We start from the raw sequence: 17,993 nt of genomic DNA, 5'->3' as shown, positions 1-17,993 counted from the left end.
CCCTCCACGGTGTCCTTTCTCACGCTCGCGGCCCACGTTCGCTTGACCGGCCTCAGGCTGATCCGCAGACTCGATGGTATGGCACCGGCATTCCGCCGACCATCCCTTCCTCTATCGATCATGACACCGACACCACTTGCCGCGCGCTGTTCTATTGCCTTGCTCACCCTGGGCGCCCTCTCGATCGCGGGCACGGCCGGCGCCGAGGAACGGCACCTGGCGGCAATGCTGCAAAACGATGTCTTTGCCGGCACCGACGGCGGCGGCTACACCAACGGCCTGGCCATCGCCTACGTGCGCAGCACGGCGCCCGGCGAAACGGAATTGGCGCCACACTGGCTGCTGGCGCCAGTCGCGCCGTTCCTGGCGGTGGGACCGGCGGCGATGACGTCGGTCTCGCTCAACCAAATCATGATCACGCCGCGCGACATCACCACCAGGGAGCCGAACCCGATGGACGCGCCATACCTGGGTGCGCTGTGGGTACGCGCGGCGCAGGTGTCGGTGCAAGGCGACGTGGCTGACATGTTCAGCCTCAATCTCGGCATGATCGGACCGGCCTCGGGCGCGCGCGAGGCGCAGACCTTCATCCACCGCATCACGGGATCGACCCGGCCCGAGGGCTGGGACAGCCAGGTCTCGAACCGGCTGCTGTACGGCATCGAGCGCTACCGCGCGGTGCGCTTTGCCAGCGGTGACGGCGACAGCGCAGCGCCTTCGCTGGACGCGATCGTGCTTGGCGGCGCCAACGCCGGCAATATGTTGTCGTCGGTAGGCGGCAGCGTGATGCTACGGTATGGCACGTCGCTCAAGCGCAGCTATGCCTCGTCGGTGCGGCAACTGGCGCGCAGCGGCGATCCCCTGATTTTTGGCCGTGGCTGGATGGCATATCTGGCCGTGCACGGCGACCACTTCTTCTCGCACGCCGGCATCAGCAATGACCTGCCGCCGGGCGGCACCCGCGCCGAGCTGCGCGAATCGCAGGTGATCGGCCAGGCCGGCATCGCCTATGGCTGGGGCGACTCGTCGCTGTCGTTCTCGCTGCAAAACACCAGCGCGCTGACCACGGGCAGCGGGCGGCGCAAGGCGTATGGTTCACTGACCTATACCACGGCGTTGCGGTGAGCTTCTGACTTGCCACGCAAAAAGGGCCCGATCTTCGCGTAGATCGAGCCCTTTTTTGCTTGAGGCGTAGCACCCGGCATGCCGGGCAACCGCATGGCTGCTTACTCGCCCTGGATTTTGTCATCCTCGCGCTTGGCATCCGCCATCGCGTCCGGCTCCAGCTCTTCGGCCGAACGGTTCAGGTGCACAAACACGCCCCACGCCGCCAGCAAAAGACCCACACTGGCAATCAGGGCCGCTGCATAAACGAGCTCGCTCAAGTCATCGTGCACGGCATGGAATGTCGCCACCAGACCCTCGATACCGAGCGCCACGACTACCACAACGAAAAAGCGCGACAGGAAACGGCGCACGCGCGTCGGCGCGCTGATGTCGGCGTCGCGCACGACTTCTTCCTCGACGATGGTCTCGGCAATCTGCAAGGCCACCACGGCGGCGGCCAGGATGCCGATCGCCTCGATGACGTCCTGGGCGGCGGTCAGGCCGGCTTCACCGGCCGACATGGCCTCCCAGCCGATCTGGGCGCCGATCACGATCAGGCATATGCCGCCGGCGGCAAACAACAGGGCGGTGATGGCGTGTACCACGCCAAAGGCTAGCATCAGTTTTTTCATGGGGTGTCCTGGAAATGAAGAAAATACGGGAATCGTCCTCATTGATTCTAGGGGCATCCCTGTCCACACTATGTTCGCTGTAGAACACAACTGGTTTCTTGCCGGCTACTGCCTTGCTTATTGTTGCAGCAAGGGGCTGCTGGCGGCAAATTCGGCCAGGTGTTCGAGCAGCACGCGCACTCTTGCCGGCAGGTAGCGGCGCTGGGTCCACACCGCGTACACGTGACGCGGCTCCGGCATCCATGCGGGCAGCACCTGCACCAGGCTGCCATCGGCCACCTCGAGCCGGCTTTGCAGCAAGGGACACAGCAGGATGCCCAGTCCCGCATGCGCCATCTCGACGGCCAGCCGCATTTCGTTGACGCGCAGCCGCGCCTGGGCTTGCGGCGAAATCACGACTTCGGCGCCGTCACCGGGCCGGCGCAGGCGCCAAATACGCAGCGGCTCGGCCACGATCAGATCGTGCTGCGCCAGTTGCGACGGGTCCTGCGGCACGCCGGCACGCGCAAGGTACGACGGCGCCGCCACCATCACCAGGCCGGCGCTGCCCAGGCGCCGCTGCATCAGCGACGAATCGTCGAGCGCACCGACGCGTATCGCCAAGTCGGCGCCGCTGGCGACCAGGTCTTGCAGGCGGTTCGACAGTTCCAGTTCGAGCTTGATATGCGGGTACCGGTGCATGAAGCTGGCCCATGCCGGTGTGAGCAAGCCGCTGGCAAAGTTGACCGGCGCCAGCACCCGGATCGTACCAGAGATATCGGACAGGCTGGCGTCGAGCTGCTGCGTGGCCTGGCGCAGCGCCTGCACCAGCGGCTGGCACCGCTCGTAGTACTGCCAGCCCTCGGCCGTGGGCTGCAAGCGGCGCGCGCTGCGGTTGAGCAGGCGGTAGCCGAGTTCACTTTCCAGTTTTTGCAGGCGCCGTGTGACGGTGGCCGGCGGCAGGTTTTCGCGGACGGCGGCAGCGTTCAAACTGCCCTCCTCCACGATGGTCACAAACAGGGCCAGGTCATCAAGCATGATTGCATTTCCGGAATTTGAAATTGGATTTATCGCTCTAGTATAGATAGTTGCAAGCGACTACGCTGTATCTTTCAACTCACGAAGGAGATGCAATGTCCGATATGTTCCGCCTGCGCCTGGTGTTTGCGCTGCTGATGTCCCTGCTGATGTCGTCGATGATGAGCGGCTGGGTTACCTGGCTCAACATCGGGCTGCATCCCGACTTTTTATCGCGCTGGCGATATGCCTTCATGGCCGCGTGGCCGGCGGCGTTTACGGTGGTGATGGTGTGCGGACCGCTGGTGCATGGGGCGAGCCAGCGTTTGGCCGTGCGGTTGCGGCGGGGGTAAGTGCGCGGTTGTTACCACCCGAACTTCAGCTCCACCCCCAGGTAATCCACATCGCGCCCGCCAGCGCGACGCAAGCTGTCGCCCACCTGGAAATGCACCGCCTCCAGCGCTGCCGTCACATTCGGCGTGACCGCCCAGTCGGTGCGCAGCTGGGCGTAGGCGCCGGTCCAGCGCGAACCCTGGCCCGCCGTGCGCGGCACGCCGGCCATGCTTTGTACGTACACCGCGTCGCCCGTGGTCTGGCGCCATTGCAGGCCCAGCGCCGTGGTCACGCTCAAGGTCCTGGTCGGCTTGATCTTGATCGAGGGTTTTACGTGTACCAGGTTGCTGTAGCCGGTCAGGCCCGCCAGCGAGAAATAGTAACCGTTGGCGAACAGCGGGTTGAAGGTACCGAGCTTGTCGTCGCCCGCGTGCTTGTCGCCCGAGGCCATGTCGAATTGCAGACCGACGCGCGGCGTCCAGGTCGCGCTGGCGAAGGTATAGCCGGCGATCGAACCGAGCGCCCACGCTGAGGCACGCTTGGCGCCGACCTGGCCGTGTTGCAGCATGCCCTCCACGTCCCAGTCCACGTTGCCGGTGACGCCGCTGTAGCGTAAATCATAGACGTCGCGGCGTTCGTTGCCGGTGGCGTCGAGGAAGCGCGCATCGTCACGCCGGTAGCGCGAGTAGTAGCCGGAGATGTCGCCCGGCCCGAATCCCTGCCGTTCCAGGCGCAGGCCATTCAGGGTAAGGTGGCCGTTGGAATAATCGTCGAGCGATTTTGCGCTGCGGTTTTGTACCGGCTGCGTCACGTAGCCGATCACGCGCCAAGGGCCATGTTCCCAGTCGGCCCACACCCCGTCGAACGACTGGCGCACATTGGGGCCGTCGCGCGCGGCGATAAAGCGCTGCAGGTCGAACGCCATTTCCTGCCGGCCCACGCGCATCTTGATCGCTCCGTCCGCCGTGGGCACAGCCACCGTCACGAACAGCTGCTCGACATCGAGCTTGTCGCGATCCGGCGGGGCAATCGTCTTCTTCTCAAACGTGCGCGCATCGACCAGCTGGCCGAACACTTGCACGTAGGAGCCCAGGCGCAGGTCCGCATGGACGTTGGCGCGCTGGATCACGTAGCCGTCGGCCGGTGCCGTGCCAGCGCCGTACGACGGCGCATCGATATGCTCGTAACGCTCGCGCAAGCCGGCGCCCAGCGACAGGTAAGAACTGCCGTCGCCGAGCGGAATATATTTGAGGCCGTCGAGCGCCTGGCGCGGCAGGCAGGAGCTGGCCAGCACGTCCCAGTTCTCGGCCCAGCGATTGAAGTTGATCGCCGGGCGCTTGGCGTTGCATGCTGTTGGCGTTGGTGCTGCCATGGTGGCTGCCGTCGCTGCTGCCGTTGGCGGTGCCATTGGCGCCGCTGCGGTTTCCGCAGCAAGCGCCTTTGCGCCGGCTACGCCGGGCAGCGCGCTCACACCGCCCACCACGCCGACCATCAGCGCCAATATGCGCCTTGCGCGCACCGCTTTGGTGTCGACTTTAACGCTTGGCTGCATCGTGTATCTCGCTGATGTAACCGCCCGGGAATTGCAGCATTGCCGTCATGTTGCCGGTACTGGTCTGGCGCGGCGCGGCCAGCACGGTGGCGCCGTTGGCCGCAGCCTTGTTCAGCGTGTCCGCCATGTCGTCCACCTGGTAGCCGGTGGACTCGCGGCCATACGGGAACGTCAGCTTGCCGTCGGTGACGAACACTGTCATCTTGCCGAATTTCGATTCGAGCTGCACGCGGCGGATGGTGTCGCCGGCGCGGCCGATTTCGCCGCCGTCGATCTGGCTGTCGGCTACGATCTTCGCATGGGCAAAGGTCTTGAACTGATTGAGGAATTTATCGGCCGAGACTTTTGATATGTACACGCGGTTGTCCGGCACCGAGTGCAGCGGCGCGTACGACGGCGCCCTGGTATGCCAGTAAAGCTGCATGTTGACGCCACCGGCCCACTGGATCAGCACATCCTTGCCGATCGGGTCATCGAACGGCTCCACCACCACGTCGGCCCCCGCCTCCACGGCAGCAGCGCGCGCCACATGGATATCGGTGACCAGGTAGCCGGTGCGTTCTTCGCCAAAGCCGTACGGGATCGGCGTCTGGAACGCGAACACCGACAGCATGCCCACCGGCGTCTGCACGTATTGCGACGCGGTCTTGCTTGGCGTTGGCGTGACCGTAAACACCGCGCGCGGCGAGGCCTTGCCACCGAAGGTGCCGACAAAGCTGGCGACGAACGCATCGAGATCGGCGTTGGCCACATACACGTGCGTGGTGTCGTACTGCGGCGCGACCGCGACATCGGGCGCGGCCAGCGCCAGCGCCGGAGCAACCAGGGCCAGGGACAGTACGGCGGACGCGATGCGGTTGCGGAGGGTATGGGTGGTCATGGATAACTCCTGGAAGGTGGAAAACCGTCAGTCCACTATACCCAGCCACGCCCCGCATTCCACCTGCCATCGGGTCAGGTACCAGCCATGCCCTCCCTTAGGACAGGGCCGCAGGCCCGATGAGAGCGGATAAAGCGCAATGCGTGATATGCCACCTGTTCAGGAGAACCAGCATGACTGAAAAAGCCTGTCTTGCGGCGAAGTTGTAGAATCGCAGCGAACCCACAGCCGAAAGGCCACCATGAACGATTACGCCGCCCCCAAAACGCTGCACATCGCCCGCAAGCTGCTGTCGCTGCTGGGGAAAATCCAGATCACCGATGACGACGACAATGTCGTGTACGAAGCCGCCGCCCAGTGGCGCTGGTTCATCCGTCCATGGCGCATCACGCAGGACGGCCGCGAAGTGGCGGTGGTCAGGCGCAAATTCCTGTCATTCGCCCCCACCTGGTACGTGCATACCAACGACGAAAATTTCGAGCTGCGCGGCAAGCTGTGGAGCTGGCGGCGGCAGGTGGCCGTCGTGGGTGGACGCTTTGACGGAGCTATCTTGCGCGGCGGCTTGTGGGATATGGGGTTCGAGCTGTCACGCCACGGTCAGGTCATGGCCAGGGCGCAGGCCAGGATCATGACCTTGCGAACGCGGCACAGCATCGAGTTGCTCGATGCCTCGCCACAGGCGGAGTTGTTGACGGTGATATTGATGACGACGCTGGTGGAGCAGAAGAGCGAGGAGAGCAAGCTCGGGACGGCGGCCGATCCGTCGCCGCATGGGTAAAGCAGCCACGTTAAAAGCCATGTACGCCGGTCTGACACTGACGCCGTTTGCCAGGCGCAAGGCCCTCGCCCTGGCGGCACCGTTGTCGTGGGTTTGCCAGCTTCCGGACTAAACGGCCAGCACACGATCGCGCAGGCTACTCAACGTATCGGTGAAGATTTCCGTCTGGTCCAAAGCCCTGGCCAACACCAGGGCTCCCTGGATACCGCCCACCACCTCTCTGGACAGCGCACTGGCTTCCTGTGGCTTGCGCCCCGCCCGCTCCAGCGCAGCGGCTAGCGCATCAATCCAGGCTGCAAAGTAACTACGGACACGGTCTGAAAAGCGATCACGCTCGCTGCCGAGCGCGAAGACTCCTACCAGACAGATACGGCGACCAGAAAGAAAGTAGCGGCCCACGTCGTCGAACATTGCCTTGATGCCTTCCACAGCATCGGCGCGCTCGCGCAGCGGTTGGAAAACATGGTGTTGGAACCACTCATCGACCTGTGCCAGCACGGCTTCAGCCATTTCCTCTTTGCCTCCCGGGAAAAAGTGATAGATGCTGCCCTTGCCCAGTTTGGTGCCTTCGCTGATGCGCGCCAGGCTCGCCCCCTCGAAGCCATAGGTTCGGAATACCTCCCCCAGCAGCGGGATCACGTCTTCCCGTTCCGCAATTACTCTAGCCATTCATTTTCCTTAAAAACCGAAACTGCTCAGCCCAGGATAATCGGCTGGGCGTGGGCCGCTATTGTCCCACAGGAATTTGCGATCTTCAGCCTTGATCGGATGCTCGTTGATGCAGGCGTGACGATGGTGCATCAGGCCGTTTTCGTCGAATTCCCAGTTTTCATTGCCGTAGGCACGATACCACTGGCCGGAATCGTCATGGTATTCGTAAGCGAAGCGCACGGCGATGCGCGCACCGTCAAAGGCCCACAGCTCTTTAATCAGACGGTAATCCAGCTCGCGGGTCCACTTACGCTTCAGCAGTGCGGTGATGGCTTCCCGGCCTTCAACGAATTCAGCGCGATTGCGCCACCAGCTGGCTTCGGTGTAAGCAAGGGCGACTTTCTCCGGGTCGCGGGTGTTCCAGCCGTTTTCGGCCAGACGAACTTTTTCGATCGCGGTTTCACGAGTGAAGGGCGGCAGGGGTGGACGGATAGCCATGTGATTTCTCCTAAATTGTACCTATCGGAACACTATGTACCGATCAGTACAGAGAATATATGCCGGCAAATTCCGCTTTGCAAGCTTTTTTCGCAGCGAGCAGTTGAAAAAAAAAGAGCCCGCAATGCGGGCTCCTGACTACTTGTTAGATTTGCTGCAAGAAGAAACGTTAGAACGGAATATCGTCATCCATATCCGAGAAGTTCGGCGCAGGTTTCGGTGCCGGACGTGGTGCAGGTGGCGCCATGGCTGGGCGTTGTTGCTGAGGTGCGGCCTGGCGCTGTGGTGGCGCGTCGTAACCGCCGCCACCACTGCCACCGCCGTAACCACCACCACCGCCAGCGCCACCACCGTAGCCGCCGTCGTCCATGCCGCCGGCGCCTTGACGGCCGCCCAGCATTTGCATGTTTTCAGCGACGATGTCGGTTGCGTACTTTTCGACGCCGTCTTTATCGGTGTACTTGCGGGTTTGCAGGCGGCCTTCGACGTAGATGGACGAGCCTTTTTTCAGGTACTGGCCCACGATTTCGGCCAGCTTGCCGAAGAACGAGATGCGGTGCCACTCGGTGGTCTCTTTTTGCTCACCGGTGTTGCGGTCTTTCGACTTGTATGAGGTCGCCACGGCAATGTTGGCGATTGCATCACCGCTAGGCATGTAGCGGATCTCCGGATCGCGACCCAGATTGCCGACGATGATGACTTTGTTGACTGATGCCATGAATAAAACTCCTGAGTAACGACGGCCGCGTGGGCAGGCTGTGTATGAAATCTAAACAGAGATTATAGACGAACGCGATGCCGGGCTACCACTTGCACTACCAATTTCAGCTCTCGTCCCCATGTAGCCTGTTCTGCGCCGAAGCCTGTTGAATCGACGCAAGCAAATACTGGTATTATATACAGTGTCAAGCCTCCCGCGCGTGATCCAGCGCAAGGACGGCGCATCTTTTCAAAGCCCGCTATGATGACGGGTTGATATCTAAGGGCTTACTCCATGGAACAGATCCGCATTCGCGGCGCACGTACGCACAACCTCAAAAACATCAGTCTCGACCTGCCGCGCAACCAGCTGGTCGTGATCACCGGGCTGTCCGGTTCCGGCAAATCGTCGCTGGCGTTCGACACCCTGTATGCCGAGGGCCAGCGCCGCTACGTGGAGTCGCTGTCGGCATACGCACGCCAGTTCCTGCAACTGATGGAAAAGCCCGATGTCGATCTGATCGAAGGCCTGTCGCCGGCGATTTCGATCGAACAAAAGGCCACGTCGCACAACCCGCGCTCCACCGTCGGCACGGTCACCGAGATTCACGATTACCTGCGCCTGCTGTATGCGCGGGTGGGCACGCCTTACTGCATCAACCACCCGGACCACGCGCTGGCTGCGCAGACCGTGTCGCAAATGGTCGATGCGGTGCTGGCCATGCCAGAAGGGACGAAATTGATGGTGCTGGCGCCGGTGGTGGCCAACCGCAAGGGCGAGCATTCGGACCTGTTCGAGCAGATGCAGGCGCAGGGCTTCGTGCGCTTTCGCGTGCAGAGCGGCACCCATGAAGCCAAGATCTACGAAGTGGACGAGCTGCCCAAGCTCAAAAAAACCGAGAAGCACACGATCGACGTGGTGATCGACCGCGTAAAAGTCAACGCCGATATCAAGCAACGCCTGGCCGAAAGCTTCGAGACTGCGCTGCGCCTGGCCGATGGCCGCGCCGTGGCGCTGGAAATGGACACCGCCGTCGAACACGTGTACTCGAACAAGTTCGCCTGCAACCAGTGCGGCTACTCGTTGCAGGAGCTGGAACCGCGCCTGTTCTCGTTCAATAACCCGATGGGCGCCTGCCCCGAGTGCGATGGCCTCGGCCACATCGAATTCTTCGACCCGAAACGCATCGTCGCCTTCCCCAACCTGTCGCTCGCGTCCGGCGCCGTCAAGGGGTGGGACCGCCGCAACCAGTTCTATTACCAGATGCTGTCCAACCTGGCCGCGTACTACGAGTTCGATCTCGATGTGCCGTTCGAGCAGTTGCCCAAGTCCGCGCAGGACGCGGTCCTGAATGGCTCCGGCAAAACCGCGATTCCGTTTACGTACGTGAATGAGCGCGGCCGCACCGTGGTCAAGGAGCATACCTTCGAGGGTGTGGTCAACAACCTGGCGCGCCGCTACCGCGAAACCGATTCGATGGCGGTCAAGGAAGAACTGGCCAAGTTCATCAACGAGAAAAAATGCCCGTCGTGCGAAGGCGCGCGCCTGCGCATCGAGGCGCGCTTCGTCAAGGTCGGCACCGGCAAGCAGGAAAAGGCGATCTACGAGATCGCCGAGAAGCCGCTGCGCGAATCGCTGTCGTTCTTCGAGCAGCTGAAGCTCAAGGGCGCCAAGAAGGAAATCGCCGACCGCGTGGTGAAAGAGATCATCTCGCGCCTGCAGTTCCTTAACAACGTCGGTCTCGATTATTTATCGCTGGACCGCAGCGCCGATACGCTGTCCGGCGGCGAAGCGCAGCGCATCCGCCTGGCCTCGCAGATCGGCTCGGGCCTGACCGGCGTGATGTACGTGCTCGATGAACCGTCGATCGGCCTGCACCAGCGCGACAACGACCGCCTGATCGACACCCTGCGTCACCTGCGCGACATCGGCAACAGCGTGCTGGTGGTGGAGCACGACGAAGACGCGATCCGCACCGCCGACTACATCGTCGACATGGGTCCGGGCGCCGGCGTGCATGGCGGCGAAGTGATTGCGGCCGGTTCGCTCAAGGACATCCTCAAGAATAAAAAATCGCTGACGGCGCAGTACCTGAACGGCACCCGCAAGATCGAGGTGCCGGCCAAGCGTCACCAGGCCGATCCCGATCGCCAGCTGGTGATCGCTGGCGCCACCGGCAACAACCTGAAAAAGGTCAGCCTCAAGCTGCCGGTGGGCCTGATGACGTGCGTGACCGGCGTTTCCGGCTCCGGCAAATCGACACTGATCAACGACACGCTGTTCCCGGCCCTGTCGCGCCACCTGTACGGTTCGCAGACCGAGCCGGCGCCGCACGACTCGATCGCGGGCCTCGAGCACTTCGACAAGGTGATCTCGGTGGACCAGGCGCCGATCGGCCGCACGCCGCGTTCCAACCCGGCCACCTATACCGGCCTGTTTACGCCGATCCGCGATTTGTTCGCGACGGTGCCGACAGCGAAGGAGCGCGGCTACAGCGCCGGGCGCTTCTCGTTCAACGTCAAGGGCGGCCGCTGCGAAGCGTGCCAGGGCGATGGCGTAATCAAGGTCGAGATGCACTTCCTGCCGGACGTGTACGTGCCATGCGATGTCTGCCACGGCAAGCGCTATAACCGCGAAACGCTGGAAGTCCAGTACAAGGGCAAGAACATCACCGAAATCCTCGACATGACGGTGGAAGACGCGCACGAGTTCTTCAAGCCGGTGCCGGTCATCGCGCGCAAGCTGCACACGCTGCTCGACGTGGGCCTCGGCTACATCAAGCTGGGGCAAAGCGCGACCACGCTGTCCGGTGGCGAGGCGCAGCGCGTCAAGCTGTCGCTGGAACTGTCCAAGCGCGATACGGGCCGCACGCTGTACATCCTGGACGAGCCGACCACCGGCCTGCACTTCCACGATATCGACCTGCTGCTCAAGGTGATCCACCGCCTGCGCGACCAGGGCAACACGCTGGTCATCATCGAGCACAATCTCGATGTGATCAAGACGGCGGACTGGGTGGTGGACCTGGGGCCGGAAGGCGGTGCGGGTGGCGGCAAGATCATTGCCACCGGCACGCCGGAGGATGTGGCCGCGAATGCGAACAGCGTGACCGGCAAGTATCTCGGCCCGCTGCTCAAGTAATACAAGACGGCGGCCAGCGCTCGCTGGCCGCATCACAGCCGGTACGTCACTGCACCGACACCACCCTCTTCTCGCTCGCCACCCACTCCTTGATATGCGTCTCCAGCACATCAAGCGGCAGCGCGCCCGCGCCCAGCAAGTGGTCGTGGAATTTGCGGATGTCGAACTTGTCGCCCAGTTCCTTGCGCGCATAGTCGCGCAGTTCCAGTATTTTCAGCTGGCCGATCTTGTAGCCCAGCGCCTGGCCCGGCCACACGATGTAGCGGTCGGTCTCGCTTTGTACATCCACTTCCTCGATCGCCGAATGGGCATGGAAGAAGTCCACCACCTGCTGGCGGTTCCACTGTTTATAGTGCAGGCCGGTATCGACCACCAGCCGGATCGCGCGCAGCATCTCGTCCTGCAAGTGGCCGTAGTAGCTGTAAGGGTCCTTGTAAAAGCCCAGTTCTTCGCCCAGCCGTTCGGAATACAGCGCCCACCCTTCCACGTACGCCGTGTAGATGCCCTGTTGCCGGAAGTCCGGCAAGCCCTGGATTTCCTGGGCAATGCTGATCTGCATATGGTGACCGGGCACGCCTTCGTGCAACGCCGTGGTTTCGATGCCGATCACGGAGCGATCCTGGAAGTCTCCCGTGTTGACCATCACCCGGCCCGGACGCTTGCCGTCCGGTGAACCGGGCAGGTACGACGCTGCCGCCGCGCCTTTTTCGCGGAACCGTTCCACTTCGGTGATCTCCACTTTGGCCTTCGGCAGCACGCCGAACTGCTGCGGCAGTTGCGCGTACATCTGGTCCGTGTACTTCTGATAGAGGTCGACGATGTTCTGGCGCGAGGTCGGGCGCAGTGCCTTGTTTTCCTTGAGCGCCTTGTTGAACGACGCCAGGTCGCTGTAGCCGAGCTTTTGGGCCGTCGCCAGCATCTGCGCTTCGATGCGCGCCACTTCCGCCAGCCCCAGTTGGTGGATTTCTTCCGGCGCCATGTCGGTGGTGGTGGAAGCCTTGGCCTTGGAAGTGTAGCGCGCCGCGCCATCGGGCAGCGACCACATGCCCACGTCCTTGCGGCCGTGCGGCAGGTACTGGGTCTTGGTGAAGACTGCCAGTTTTTTATACGCGGGCGCCACATCCTTTTTGATCGCCGCCAGCACCTCTTTGGTCAACCGCGCCTTGTCGGCGGCCGAGAAGGTCTTGGGGAATTTTTTCAGCGGCAGCGCATAGGGCGAACCGGCCGGCTTGTGCGCCGCCATGTCCTCGCACTGCTTGACGATCTGCGGAATCAGGAACTTGGGCGGCATCAGGCCGTCGGCCACGCCCTTCTGCATTTGCACGCGGTTTTCCTCGAACAGCCGGGGCACCGCCTGCAGGCGCAAGATGTAGTCCTCGTAATCCTTCACCGTCTCGAAATTCCAGGCCGAGACAATCATCGGCAGGTCGATATGGATGCCGGAGTTTTGCGCCAGCGGCATCTCCCAGTCCTTGAAGCGGGCGCCGTCCACGGTCTGGCGCAACTGGCGCACCATCAGCTCCTTGTTCAACTGCTCCTGGCCGGGAAAACCGGCGGTGTCGATCGCCTCGAAGCGTTTGAGGAAGTCGGCGCTGGCCTTGAGGTCGGCCTCGATGCCCGCCTGCGAGAAGTCGGACAGCTTGTCGTTGTAGCGCTTGTCGCCGAGCATCGACGCCCATTCCGGGCTGTTGCGCATGGTGTAGTCCCACTGCTCCTTGATCAGGGTGTTCAGCGCCGCGCGGCGCGCTTCCAGGTCGGGTACGGCGGTATCGGCGTTGGCCACGCCCAGCATCAGGGAAAACAGCAAGGCGCTGGCGGCGCCCATTCGGGTCATTGCAGTAGTCATGGTGGCAGGTCAAAAAAAGGTGGAGCCTGCACTGTAAGCGAAGCCGGCCACTGCCGATGGTGCTTTGTGACAGGCTGCACGAAGGCCGCCGTGAACTGCGTGCCGCTGCGACAGACTACGCCAGCAAGTCGGCTACCTGGTGAAATACGCGCTTCGGCCCCTGCGCCACGAGTGCATCGACGTGGTTGAAGCCCCACGCCACCGCGCCGAAGTCGAGGCCCGCCTCCGCCGCCACCCGCGCATCGCGGATCTCGTCGCCGATCAACAAGGTATCGGCTGCCGCGATGCCGGTGGCAGCGAGCACCTTGCGCACCTTGGGCAGTTTGCCGAACAGGCCCGCGCCGCACTCCACCTGGTCGAACAGCGCCAGCAACTCGGGCCCGAGGATGCGCTGCACGTTGGCGCGTGCATTCGAGGTGACGATGGTGAGCACCACGCCGCGCGCCTTCAACGTGCGCAGCGCCGCCTCCACGCCAGCGAACAGCGTGATCGAATGCGCCTCGTCGCCGATGCGGGTGCGCATGAAGCGGGCGATGGCCGGAGTTTTCCAGAGCGGGATGTCGTGCAGCGCCATGATCTGGCGCGCATCGAGGCCGCGCAAAGCCTGGGCGTTGGCGCGGTCGAGCGGTTTGAACTTGTATTTGGCCGCCGCTTCGTCGAACACGCGTACGAAGCAGGGAAACGTATCGGCCAGGGTACCGTCGAAGTCGAAAATGATGAGCTTGCGGTTCACGTGGTCCTCGATGGCGTAGGAGTGGTCGGTTGAGCCGGTCAGCCGGGCCAGCATACACGAAAAAAAAGCGGCGCATGTTTCCATGCGTCGCTTCCGTCTCCACCTCAGGCCGGCTTATTTTGCCAGGCGCTTCTCCAGCTCGGCTTTCACCGCCGTCAATTCTTGCGGCAGGTGGTAGGCCAGCTTGGTGAACAGTTCTTCGTGCAGTTTCAGTTCTTCGCGCCAGGCATCCTTGTCGATCGAGGTGATGGTCTCGAATTCCTCAGGGGTGAACGGCAGGCCGTCCCAGTGGATGTCGCCGTAGCGCGGGGTGGTGCCGAAGATGTTTTCGACGCCGCCGGCTTTGCCTTCGATACGCTCGAGCATCCATTTCAGCACGCGCATATTGTCGCCGAAGCCAGGCCAGACAAAATGACCCTGGTCGTCGGTGCGGAACCAGTTGACGCAGTAGATTTTCGGCAGAGTGGCGCCGTCGATCTTGCCCAGTTTTTCGCCCAGGTTGAGCCAGTGCTGGAAGTAGTCGCTCATGTTGTAGCCCATGAACGGCAGCATCGCGAACGGATCGCGGCGCACGATGCCCATCTGGCCGGCAGCTGCAGCGGTGGTTTCCGAGCCCATGGTGGCGGCCATGTACACGCCTTCCACCCAGTTACGCGCTTCGGTGACCAGCGGCACGGTGGTCGAACGGCGACCGCCGAAGATGAAGGCCGAGATCGGCACACCGGCAGGATCGTCCCAGGCCGCGTCGATGACGGGGTTCTGGGTAGCGCCCACGGTAAAGCGTGCGTTAGGGTGGGCAGCCTTGGTGCCGGACGCCGGGGTCCAGTCCTTGCCTTGCCAGTCCACCAGGTGATCGGGCGCCTGCTTGGTCAGGCCTTCCCACCATACATCGCCGTCGTCGGTCAGCGCGACGTTGGTGAAGATGGTGTTTTCACGCATGGAAGCCATGCAGTTGAAGTTGGTTTTTTCGTTGGTGCCAGGGGCCACGCCGAAGTAACCGGCCTCCGGGTTGATCGCGTACAGGCGGCCATCGGCGCCCGGCTTGATCCAGGCGATGTCGTCGCCGATGGTGGTGACTTTCCAGCCGTCGAAGGTGCCTGGCGGGATCAGCATGGCGAAGTTGGTCTTGCCGCAAGCCGAAGGGAAAGCGGCAGCCACGTAGTGCTTTTTGCCTTCCGGCGATTCCACGCCCAGGATCAGCATGTGTTCGGCCAGCCAGCCCATGCCATCCTTGGCCTGGTCCTGGTAACCCATGGTGGAAGCGATACGCAGCGCGAAGCATTTTTTACCCAGCAGCGCATTGCCGCCGTAGCCCGAACCGTAGGACCAGATTTCGCGGGTTTCCGGGTAGTGGACGATGTACTTGGTAGCGTTGCATGGCCAGGCCACGTCGGCCTGACCGGCCGTCAGCGGTGCGCCCACGGTGTGCACGCATGGCACGAACTCGCCATCGGTGCCCAGCACGTCGTACACGGCCTTGCCCATGCGGGTCATGACGCGCATGTTGACGGCCACGTATGGCGAGTCGGACAGTTCCACGCCGATGTGCGCGATCGGTGAACCCAGCGGGCCCATCGAGAATGGCACAACGTACATGGTGCGGCCGATCATGGCGCCGTCGAACAGCGGGTTCAGGGTGGCGCGCATTTCGTCGGGCGCCATCCAGTTGTTGGTCGGGCCGGCTTCTTCCCTGGTGGCCGAGCAGATGTAGGTGCGGTCTTCAACGCGCGCCACGTCGGTCGGATCGGACAGGGCCAGGTACGAGTTCGGACGCTTGGCTTCGTTGAGTTTTTTCATGGTGCCGGCAGCAACCATTTCCGCGCACAGGCGGTCGTACTCTTCTTGCGAGCCATCGCACCAGTAGATGCGGTCCGGCTTGGTCAGCGCGGCGATTTCCGTGACCCAATTGATCAGTTTTTGATGCTTGATGTAAGCTGGGACGTTCAGCGTTGCAACGCCACCCATGATGGGCTGATTCATACTACCTCCAATGCCAATTAAAATTCTTTCGGCAGGATCGTCGTCAATATCAGCTTGAATAAAGCTTGAATAGCCTGGCGCGCGGAAAGCCCATCCGGGATGGGTCGGCGCCTCGGCGTATTCTACGGCGGTCTTGTCGTGGGACCAGGTTCCGTGAACCCGGCAGTGACAGCAAAATCGATGTTCGGCTGTTCATTTTTTGAGCGATTGTACACCGCTGGTCCCACGATTCAACAGAAATGTAGGAGAAATTGTTGACTAAAGTAGTAAGCTATTCAGCTTTTTGCAGCGCCCGTTATTCCGCTACGAATTTCAACCTAAGATCGGTTAACTGACATGAAAATCGCCATACTTGATGATTACCAGAACGCCAGCTCCGGAATAAAAAGTTATCAGATATTAAACGGACACGAGGTAAAAGTGTTCAACAATACAACACGTGGCCTCGGCCAGCTGGCAATCCGCCTGGCGCCGTTCGATGCCCTGGTACTGATCCGCGAACGCACCGCACTCAACCGTGCGCTGCTGGCCAGGCTGCCCAATCTGAAGCTCATTTCGCAGACCGGCAAGCTGGCCGGTCATGTCGATGTGCCGGCCGCAACCGAGCTGGGCATCGCGATTGCCGAAGGTGTCGGCTCCCCCACCGCGCCGGCCGAGCTGACCTGGGCCCTGATCATGGCGGCAGCGCGCAAGATCGTGCCGTACGCAAACAACCTGCGCGACGGACTGTGGCAAACCGCTTCCGTCAATCCGCAATTGAACGGCCTGGGCTTCGTGCTCAAGGGGCGCAAGCTCGGGATCTGGGGCTATGGCAAGATCGGCCAGCTGGTGGCCGGGTACGGCCGCGCGTTCGGCATGCAGGTGGTGGTGTGGGGCAGCGAGGCGAGCCGCAACAAGGCCGTTGCCGATGGCTACGCGGCAGCCGCATCACGCGAAGCGTTTTTTGCCGAGGCCGATGTGCTCAGCGTGCACCTGCGCCTGAACGACGCCACCCGTGGCATCGTCACCGCCGCCGACCTGTCGCGCATGCAGCCCACGGCCCTGTTCGTTAACACCAGCCGCGCCGAACTGGTGGCAACCGGCGCGCTGGAGCAAGCACTCACACAGGGCCGCCCCGGCTATGCGGCGCTCGACGTGTTCGAATCGGAACCGCTGGCGCCAACCAGCGAACTGCTGCGCATTCCGACCGTGCTGGCCACGCCGCACCTCGGTTACGTGGAGCAGGACAGCTACGAGCTGTACTTCCGCCATGCATTCCAGAACATCGTCGATTTCGAGGCTGGAAAGTTCGATGCGATTCACAATCCGGACTTCCAGCACAACGCGCGCAGCCAGAGTTAATCAGTCTTCTCAGGGAGGCCGGCGAGGTTGATGCGCGGGGTGGGCATCACATGCACCTTGCTCCACAAGCCGGCCCAGCCGGGCGGCCAGGTGATGTCCGGGCCGCTGTACGGCGGCAAGGTGGCGCGCACCGGGACCACCGGCACCGGCGGCATGTCGATCAGCGGTGCGCCTGCGGGACGCTGCATGTCCAGGCTGTACATATAACCGGGCAGCAGCGCGTCGCACACGCTGGCGAACCAGGCGGTGTGGTCGTCGTCGCGGCCCAGTGCCTGCGCCAGTCCCTGCGGGTCGAATTTGGCCAGCGCGTGGATCAGCTCCTCGGTGGTGGCGCCCGGATTGTCCCCCCAGCCCATCACGGGGTTGCTGTTATAGTCAGCGCCGGAGCCGTACCAGCCTTCGCGCCACGAGCGCTGCATCCAGTCGCGCTTGCCGGTGAACAGGTGCCAGCGCCAGTGCAGGCCGGACGGCTTGGGCCACGCATACAGATACAGTTTCTGATAGCCGGCCTGGTGCAGCGCGCGTACCACGGCCATCAGCCGCGCGTGGGGCATGCGGTCGGGCGGCGCGCGGCGGAACAGGATCGCTTCGCCATCGGCGTACTGCACGGCGTCGGTCGATAAATTGAGGTCGAGCGTGCGCGCTTCGCTGCCGAAACGCGCGGAAATCCAGCCGGTCAGCAAGTTGACGGCCGTGATCACGCCATAGCCGCGATGACGGTGAAAAATGACAGTTCCGGGTGCAAGAGCTTTCATAGACGATCCACGAACAGGGGCCTCAGGAGGGGCCCGCAAACAGACAATATAGGCATAGTACGCCGATATT

16 protein-coding genes are annotated in these 17,993 nt (G+C 62.6%); 5 read left to right on the top strand and 11 right to left on the bottom strand.

Annotation, left to right across the window (positions count from 1 at the left end; translation table 11 throughout):
* Nucleotides 1–120: 120 nt before the first annotated feature.
* Nucleotides 121–1,125, top strand: coding sequence for a lipid A deacylase LpxR family protein (locus tag ASF04_RS15040; RefSeq protein WP_162241444.1), 1,005 nt, complete (start codon nt 121–123; stop codon nt 1,123–1,125).
* Nucleotides 1,126–1,226: 101 nt separating this feature from the next.
* Here ASF04_RS15040 and ASF04_RS15035 read toward each other — a convergent pair whose 3' ends face one another.
* Nucleotides 1,227–1,739, bottom strand: coding sequence for a hypothetical protein (locus ASF04_RS15035; protein WP_056143128.1), 513 nt, complete (start codon nt 1,737–1,739; stop codon nt 1,227–1,229).
* Nucleotides 1,740–1,856: 117 nt separating this feature from the next.
* A complete protein-coding gene (locus ASF04_RS15030) occupies nt 1,857–2,756 on the bottom strand; it encodes a LysR family transcriptional regulator (protein WP_056143124.1) in 900 nt (299 codons plus the stop codon).
* A gap of 95 nt (nt 2,757–2,851) precedes the next feature.
* Here ASF04_RS15030 and ASF04_RS15025 point away from each other — a divergent pair, with 95 nt between their 5' ends.
* Nucleotides 2,852–3,088 (top strand): DUF2798 domain-containing protein, encoded by a 237-nt coding sequence (locus tag ASF04_RS15025; protein ID WP_019924540.1) that lies wholly within the window; start codon nt 2,852–2,854, stop codon nt 3,086–3,088.
* Between the two features lie 11 nt (nt 3,089–3,099).
* On the opposite strand, the gene ASF04_RS15020 is transcribed toward ASF04_RS15025, so the two are convergent.
* Together ASF04_RS15020 and ASF04_RS15015 are read right to left on the bottom strand one after the other, a co-directional pair.
* Complete coding sequence (locus ASF04_RS15020; protein WP_373922142.1) at nt 3,100–4,620, bottom strand: alginate export family protein; 1,521 nt, start codon at nt 4,618–4,620, stop codon at nt 3,100–3,102.
* Entirely contained in the window at nt 4,604–5,500 is an 897-nt protein-coding gene (locus tag ASF04_RS15015) for a hypothetical protein (protein ID WP_056143121.1), read from the bottom strand. The genes ASF04_RS15020 and ASF04_RS15015 overlap by 17 nt, the downstream gene beginning before the upstream one ends.
* Nucleotides 5,501–5,741: 241 nt before the next feature.
* Between ASF04_RS15015 and ASF04_RS15010 the strand changes: the two genes are divergently transcribed.
* Nucleotides 5,742–6,278, top strand: coding sequence for a hypothetical protein (locus ASF04_RS15010; protein WP_056143118.1), 537 nt, complete (start codon nt 5,742–5,744; stop codon nt 6,276–6,278).
* A gap of 108 nt (nt 6,279–6,386) precedes the next feature.
* Here ASF04_RS15010 and ASF04_RS15005 read toward each other — a convergent pair whose 3' ends face one another.
* From ASF04_RS15005 to ssb, 3 genes are all read right to left on the bottom strand, one after another.
* Nucleotides 6,387–6,947, bottom strand: coding sequence for a TetR/AcrR family transcriptional regulator (locus tag ASF04_RS15005; protein ID WP_056143115.1), 561 nt, complete (start codon nt 6,945–6,947; stop codon nt 6,387–6,389).
* 9 nt (nt 6,948–6,956) lie between these two features.
* Complete coding sequence (locus tag ASF04_RS15000) at nt 6,957–7,427, bottom strand: nuclear transport factor 2 family protein (protein ID WP_056143112.1); 471 nt, start codon at nt 7,425–7,427, stop codon at nt 6,957–6,959.
* Between the two features lie 169 nt (nt 7,428–7,596).
* A complete protein-coding gene (gene ssb / locus ASF04_RS14995; RefSeq protein WP_056143109.1) occupies nt 7,597–8,145 on the bottom strand; it encodes a single-stranded DNA-binding protein in 549 nt (182 codons plus the stop codon).
* 276 nt (nt 8,146–8,421) lie between these two features.
* On the opposite strand from ssb, the gene uvrA reads away from it, so the two are divergent.
* The gene (uvrA, locus tag ASF04_RS14990) at nt 8,422–11,268 is read left to right on the top strand and encodes an excinuclease ABC subunit UvrA (protein WP_056143107.1); all 2,847 of its coding nucleotides are present in this window, start codon (nt 8,422–8,424) and stop codon (nt 11,266–11,268) included.
* Between the two features lie 46 nt (nt 11,269–11,314).
* Here the strand turns inward: uvrA and ASF04_RS14985 are convergent, their stop codons facing one another.
* The 3 genes from ASF04_RS14985 to ASF04_RS14975 all read right to left on the bottom strand — a co-directional run bounded on the left by ASF04_RS14985 (nt 11,315) and on the right by ASF04_RS14975 (nt 15,827).
* Nucleotides 11,315–13,114 (bottom strand): DUF885 family protein, encoded by a 1,800-nt coding sequence (locus ASF04_RS14985; protein WP_229205061.1) that lies wholly within the window; start codon nt 13,112–13,114, stop codon nt 11,315–11,317.
* Nucleotides 13,115–13,229: 115 nt separating this feature from the next.
* On the bottom strand, nt 13,230–13,847 hold the full coding sequence (locus ASF04_RS14980) for an HAD hydrolase-like protein (protein ID WP_056143235.1): 618 nt from the start codon (nt 13,845–13,847) through the stop codon (nt 13,230–13,232).
* Nucleotides 13,848–13,961: 114 nt separating this feature from the next.
* The gene (locus ASF04_RS14975; RefSeq protein ID WP_056143101.1) at nt 13,962–15,827 is read right to left on the bottom strand and encodes a phosphoenolpyruvate carboxykinase (GTP); all 1,866 of its coding nucleotides are present in this window, start codon (nt 15,825–15,827) and stop codon (nt 13,962–13,964) included.
* A 336-nt stretch (nt 15,828–16,163) separates the two neighbouring features.
* Between ASF04_RS14975 and ASF04_RS14970 the strand changes: the two genes are divergently transcribed.
* Nucleotides 16,164–17,168: a D-2-hydroxyacid dehydrogenase family protein gene (locus ASF04_RS14970; RefSeq protein WP_056143098.1), complete on the top strand. Its 1,005-nt coding sequence runs from the start codon at nt 16,164–16,166 to the stop codon at nt 17,166–17,168.
* On the opposite strand, the gene ASF04_RS14965 is transcribed toward ASF04_RS14970, so the two are convergent.
* On the bottom strand, nt 17,165–17,923 hold the full coding sequence (locus ASF04_RS14965) for a hypothetical protein (RefSeq protein ID WP_056143095.1): 759 nt from the start codon (nt 17,921–17,923) through the stop codon (nt 17,165–17,167). The two genes, ASF04_RS14970 and ASF04_RS14965, sit on opposite strands and share 4 nt — an antisense overlap.
* Between the last annotated feature and the right edge of the window lie 70 nt (nt 17,924–17,993).

The sequence above is a fragment of the Duganella sp. Leaf61 genome (assembly GCF_001421905.1).
In the GTDB taxonomy this organism is placed as follows: domain Bacteria; phylum Pseudomonadota; class Gammaproteobacteria; order Burkholderiales; family Burkholderiaceae_D; genus Rugamonas; species Rugamonas zoogloeoides.
This window is presented reverse-complemented; position numbering and strand designations above follow the sequence as displayed.

Coding starts and splice junctions, on each gene's coding strand:
- ASF04_RS15040 (WP_162241444.1), top strand. CDS start 121: ATGACACCGACACCACTTGCCGCGCGCTGTTCTATTGCCTTGCTCACC.
- ASF04_RS15035 (WP_056143128.1), bottom strand. CDS start 1,739: ATGAAAAAACTGATGCTAGCCTTTGGCGTGGTACACGCCATCACCGCC.
- ASF04_RS15030 (WP_056143124.1), bottom strand. CDS start 2,756: ATGCTTGATGACCTGGCCCTGTTTGTGACCATCGTGGAGGAGGGCAGT.
- ASF04_RS15025 (WP_019924540.1), top strand. CDS start 2,852: ATGTCCGATATGTTCCGCCTGCGCCTGGTGTTTGCGCTGCTGATGTCC.
- ASF04_RS15020 (WP_373922142.1), bottom strand. CDS start 4,620: ATGCAGCCAAGCGTTAAAGTCGACACCAAAGCGGTGCGCGCAAGGCGC.
- ASF04_RS15015 (WP_056143121.1), bottom strand. CDS start 5,500: ATGACCACCCATACCCTCCGCAACCGCATCGCGTCCGCCGTACTGTCC.
- ASF04_RS15010 (WP_056143118.1), top strand. CDS start 5,742: ATGAACGATTACGCCGCCCCCAAAACGCTGCACATCGCCCGCAAGCTG.
- ASF04_RS15005 (WP_056143115.1), bottom strand. CDS start 6,947: ATGGCTAGAGTAATTGCGGAACGGGAAGACGTGATCCCGCTGCTGGGG.
- ASF04_RS15000 (WP_056143112.1), bottom strand. CDS start 7,427: ATGGCTATCCGTCCACCCCTGCCGCCCTTCACTCGTGAAACCGCGATC.
- ssb (WP_056143109.1), bottom strand. CDS start 8,145: ATGGCATCAGTCAACAAAGTCATCATCGTCGGCAATCTGGGTCGCGAT.
- uvrA (WP_056143107.1), top strand. CDS start 8,422: ATGGAACAGATCCGCATTCGCGGCGCACGTACGCACAACCTCAAAAAC.
- ASF04_RS14985 (WP_229205061.1), bottom strand. CDS start 13,114: ATGACTACTGCAATGACCCGAATGGGCGCCGCCAGCGCCTTGCTGTTT.
- ASF04_RS14975 (WP_056143101.1), bottom strand. CDS start 15,827: ATGAATCAGCCCATCATGGGTGGCGTTGCAACGCTGAACGTCCCAGCT.
- ASF04_RS14970 (WP_056143098.1), top strand. CDS start 16,164: ATGAAAATCGCCATACTTGATGATTACCAGAACGCCAGCTCCGGAATA.
- ASF04_RS14965 (WP_056143095.1), bottom strand. CDS start 17,923: ATGAAAGCTCTTGCACCCGGAACTGTCATTTTTCACCGTCATCGCGGC.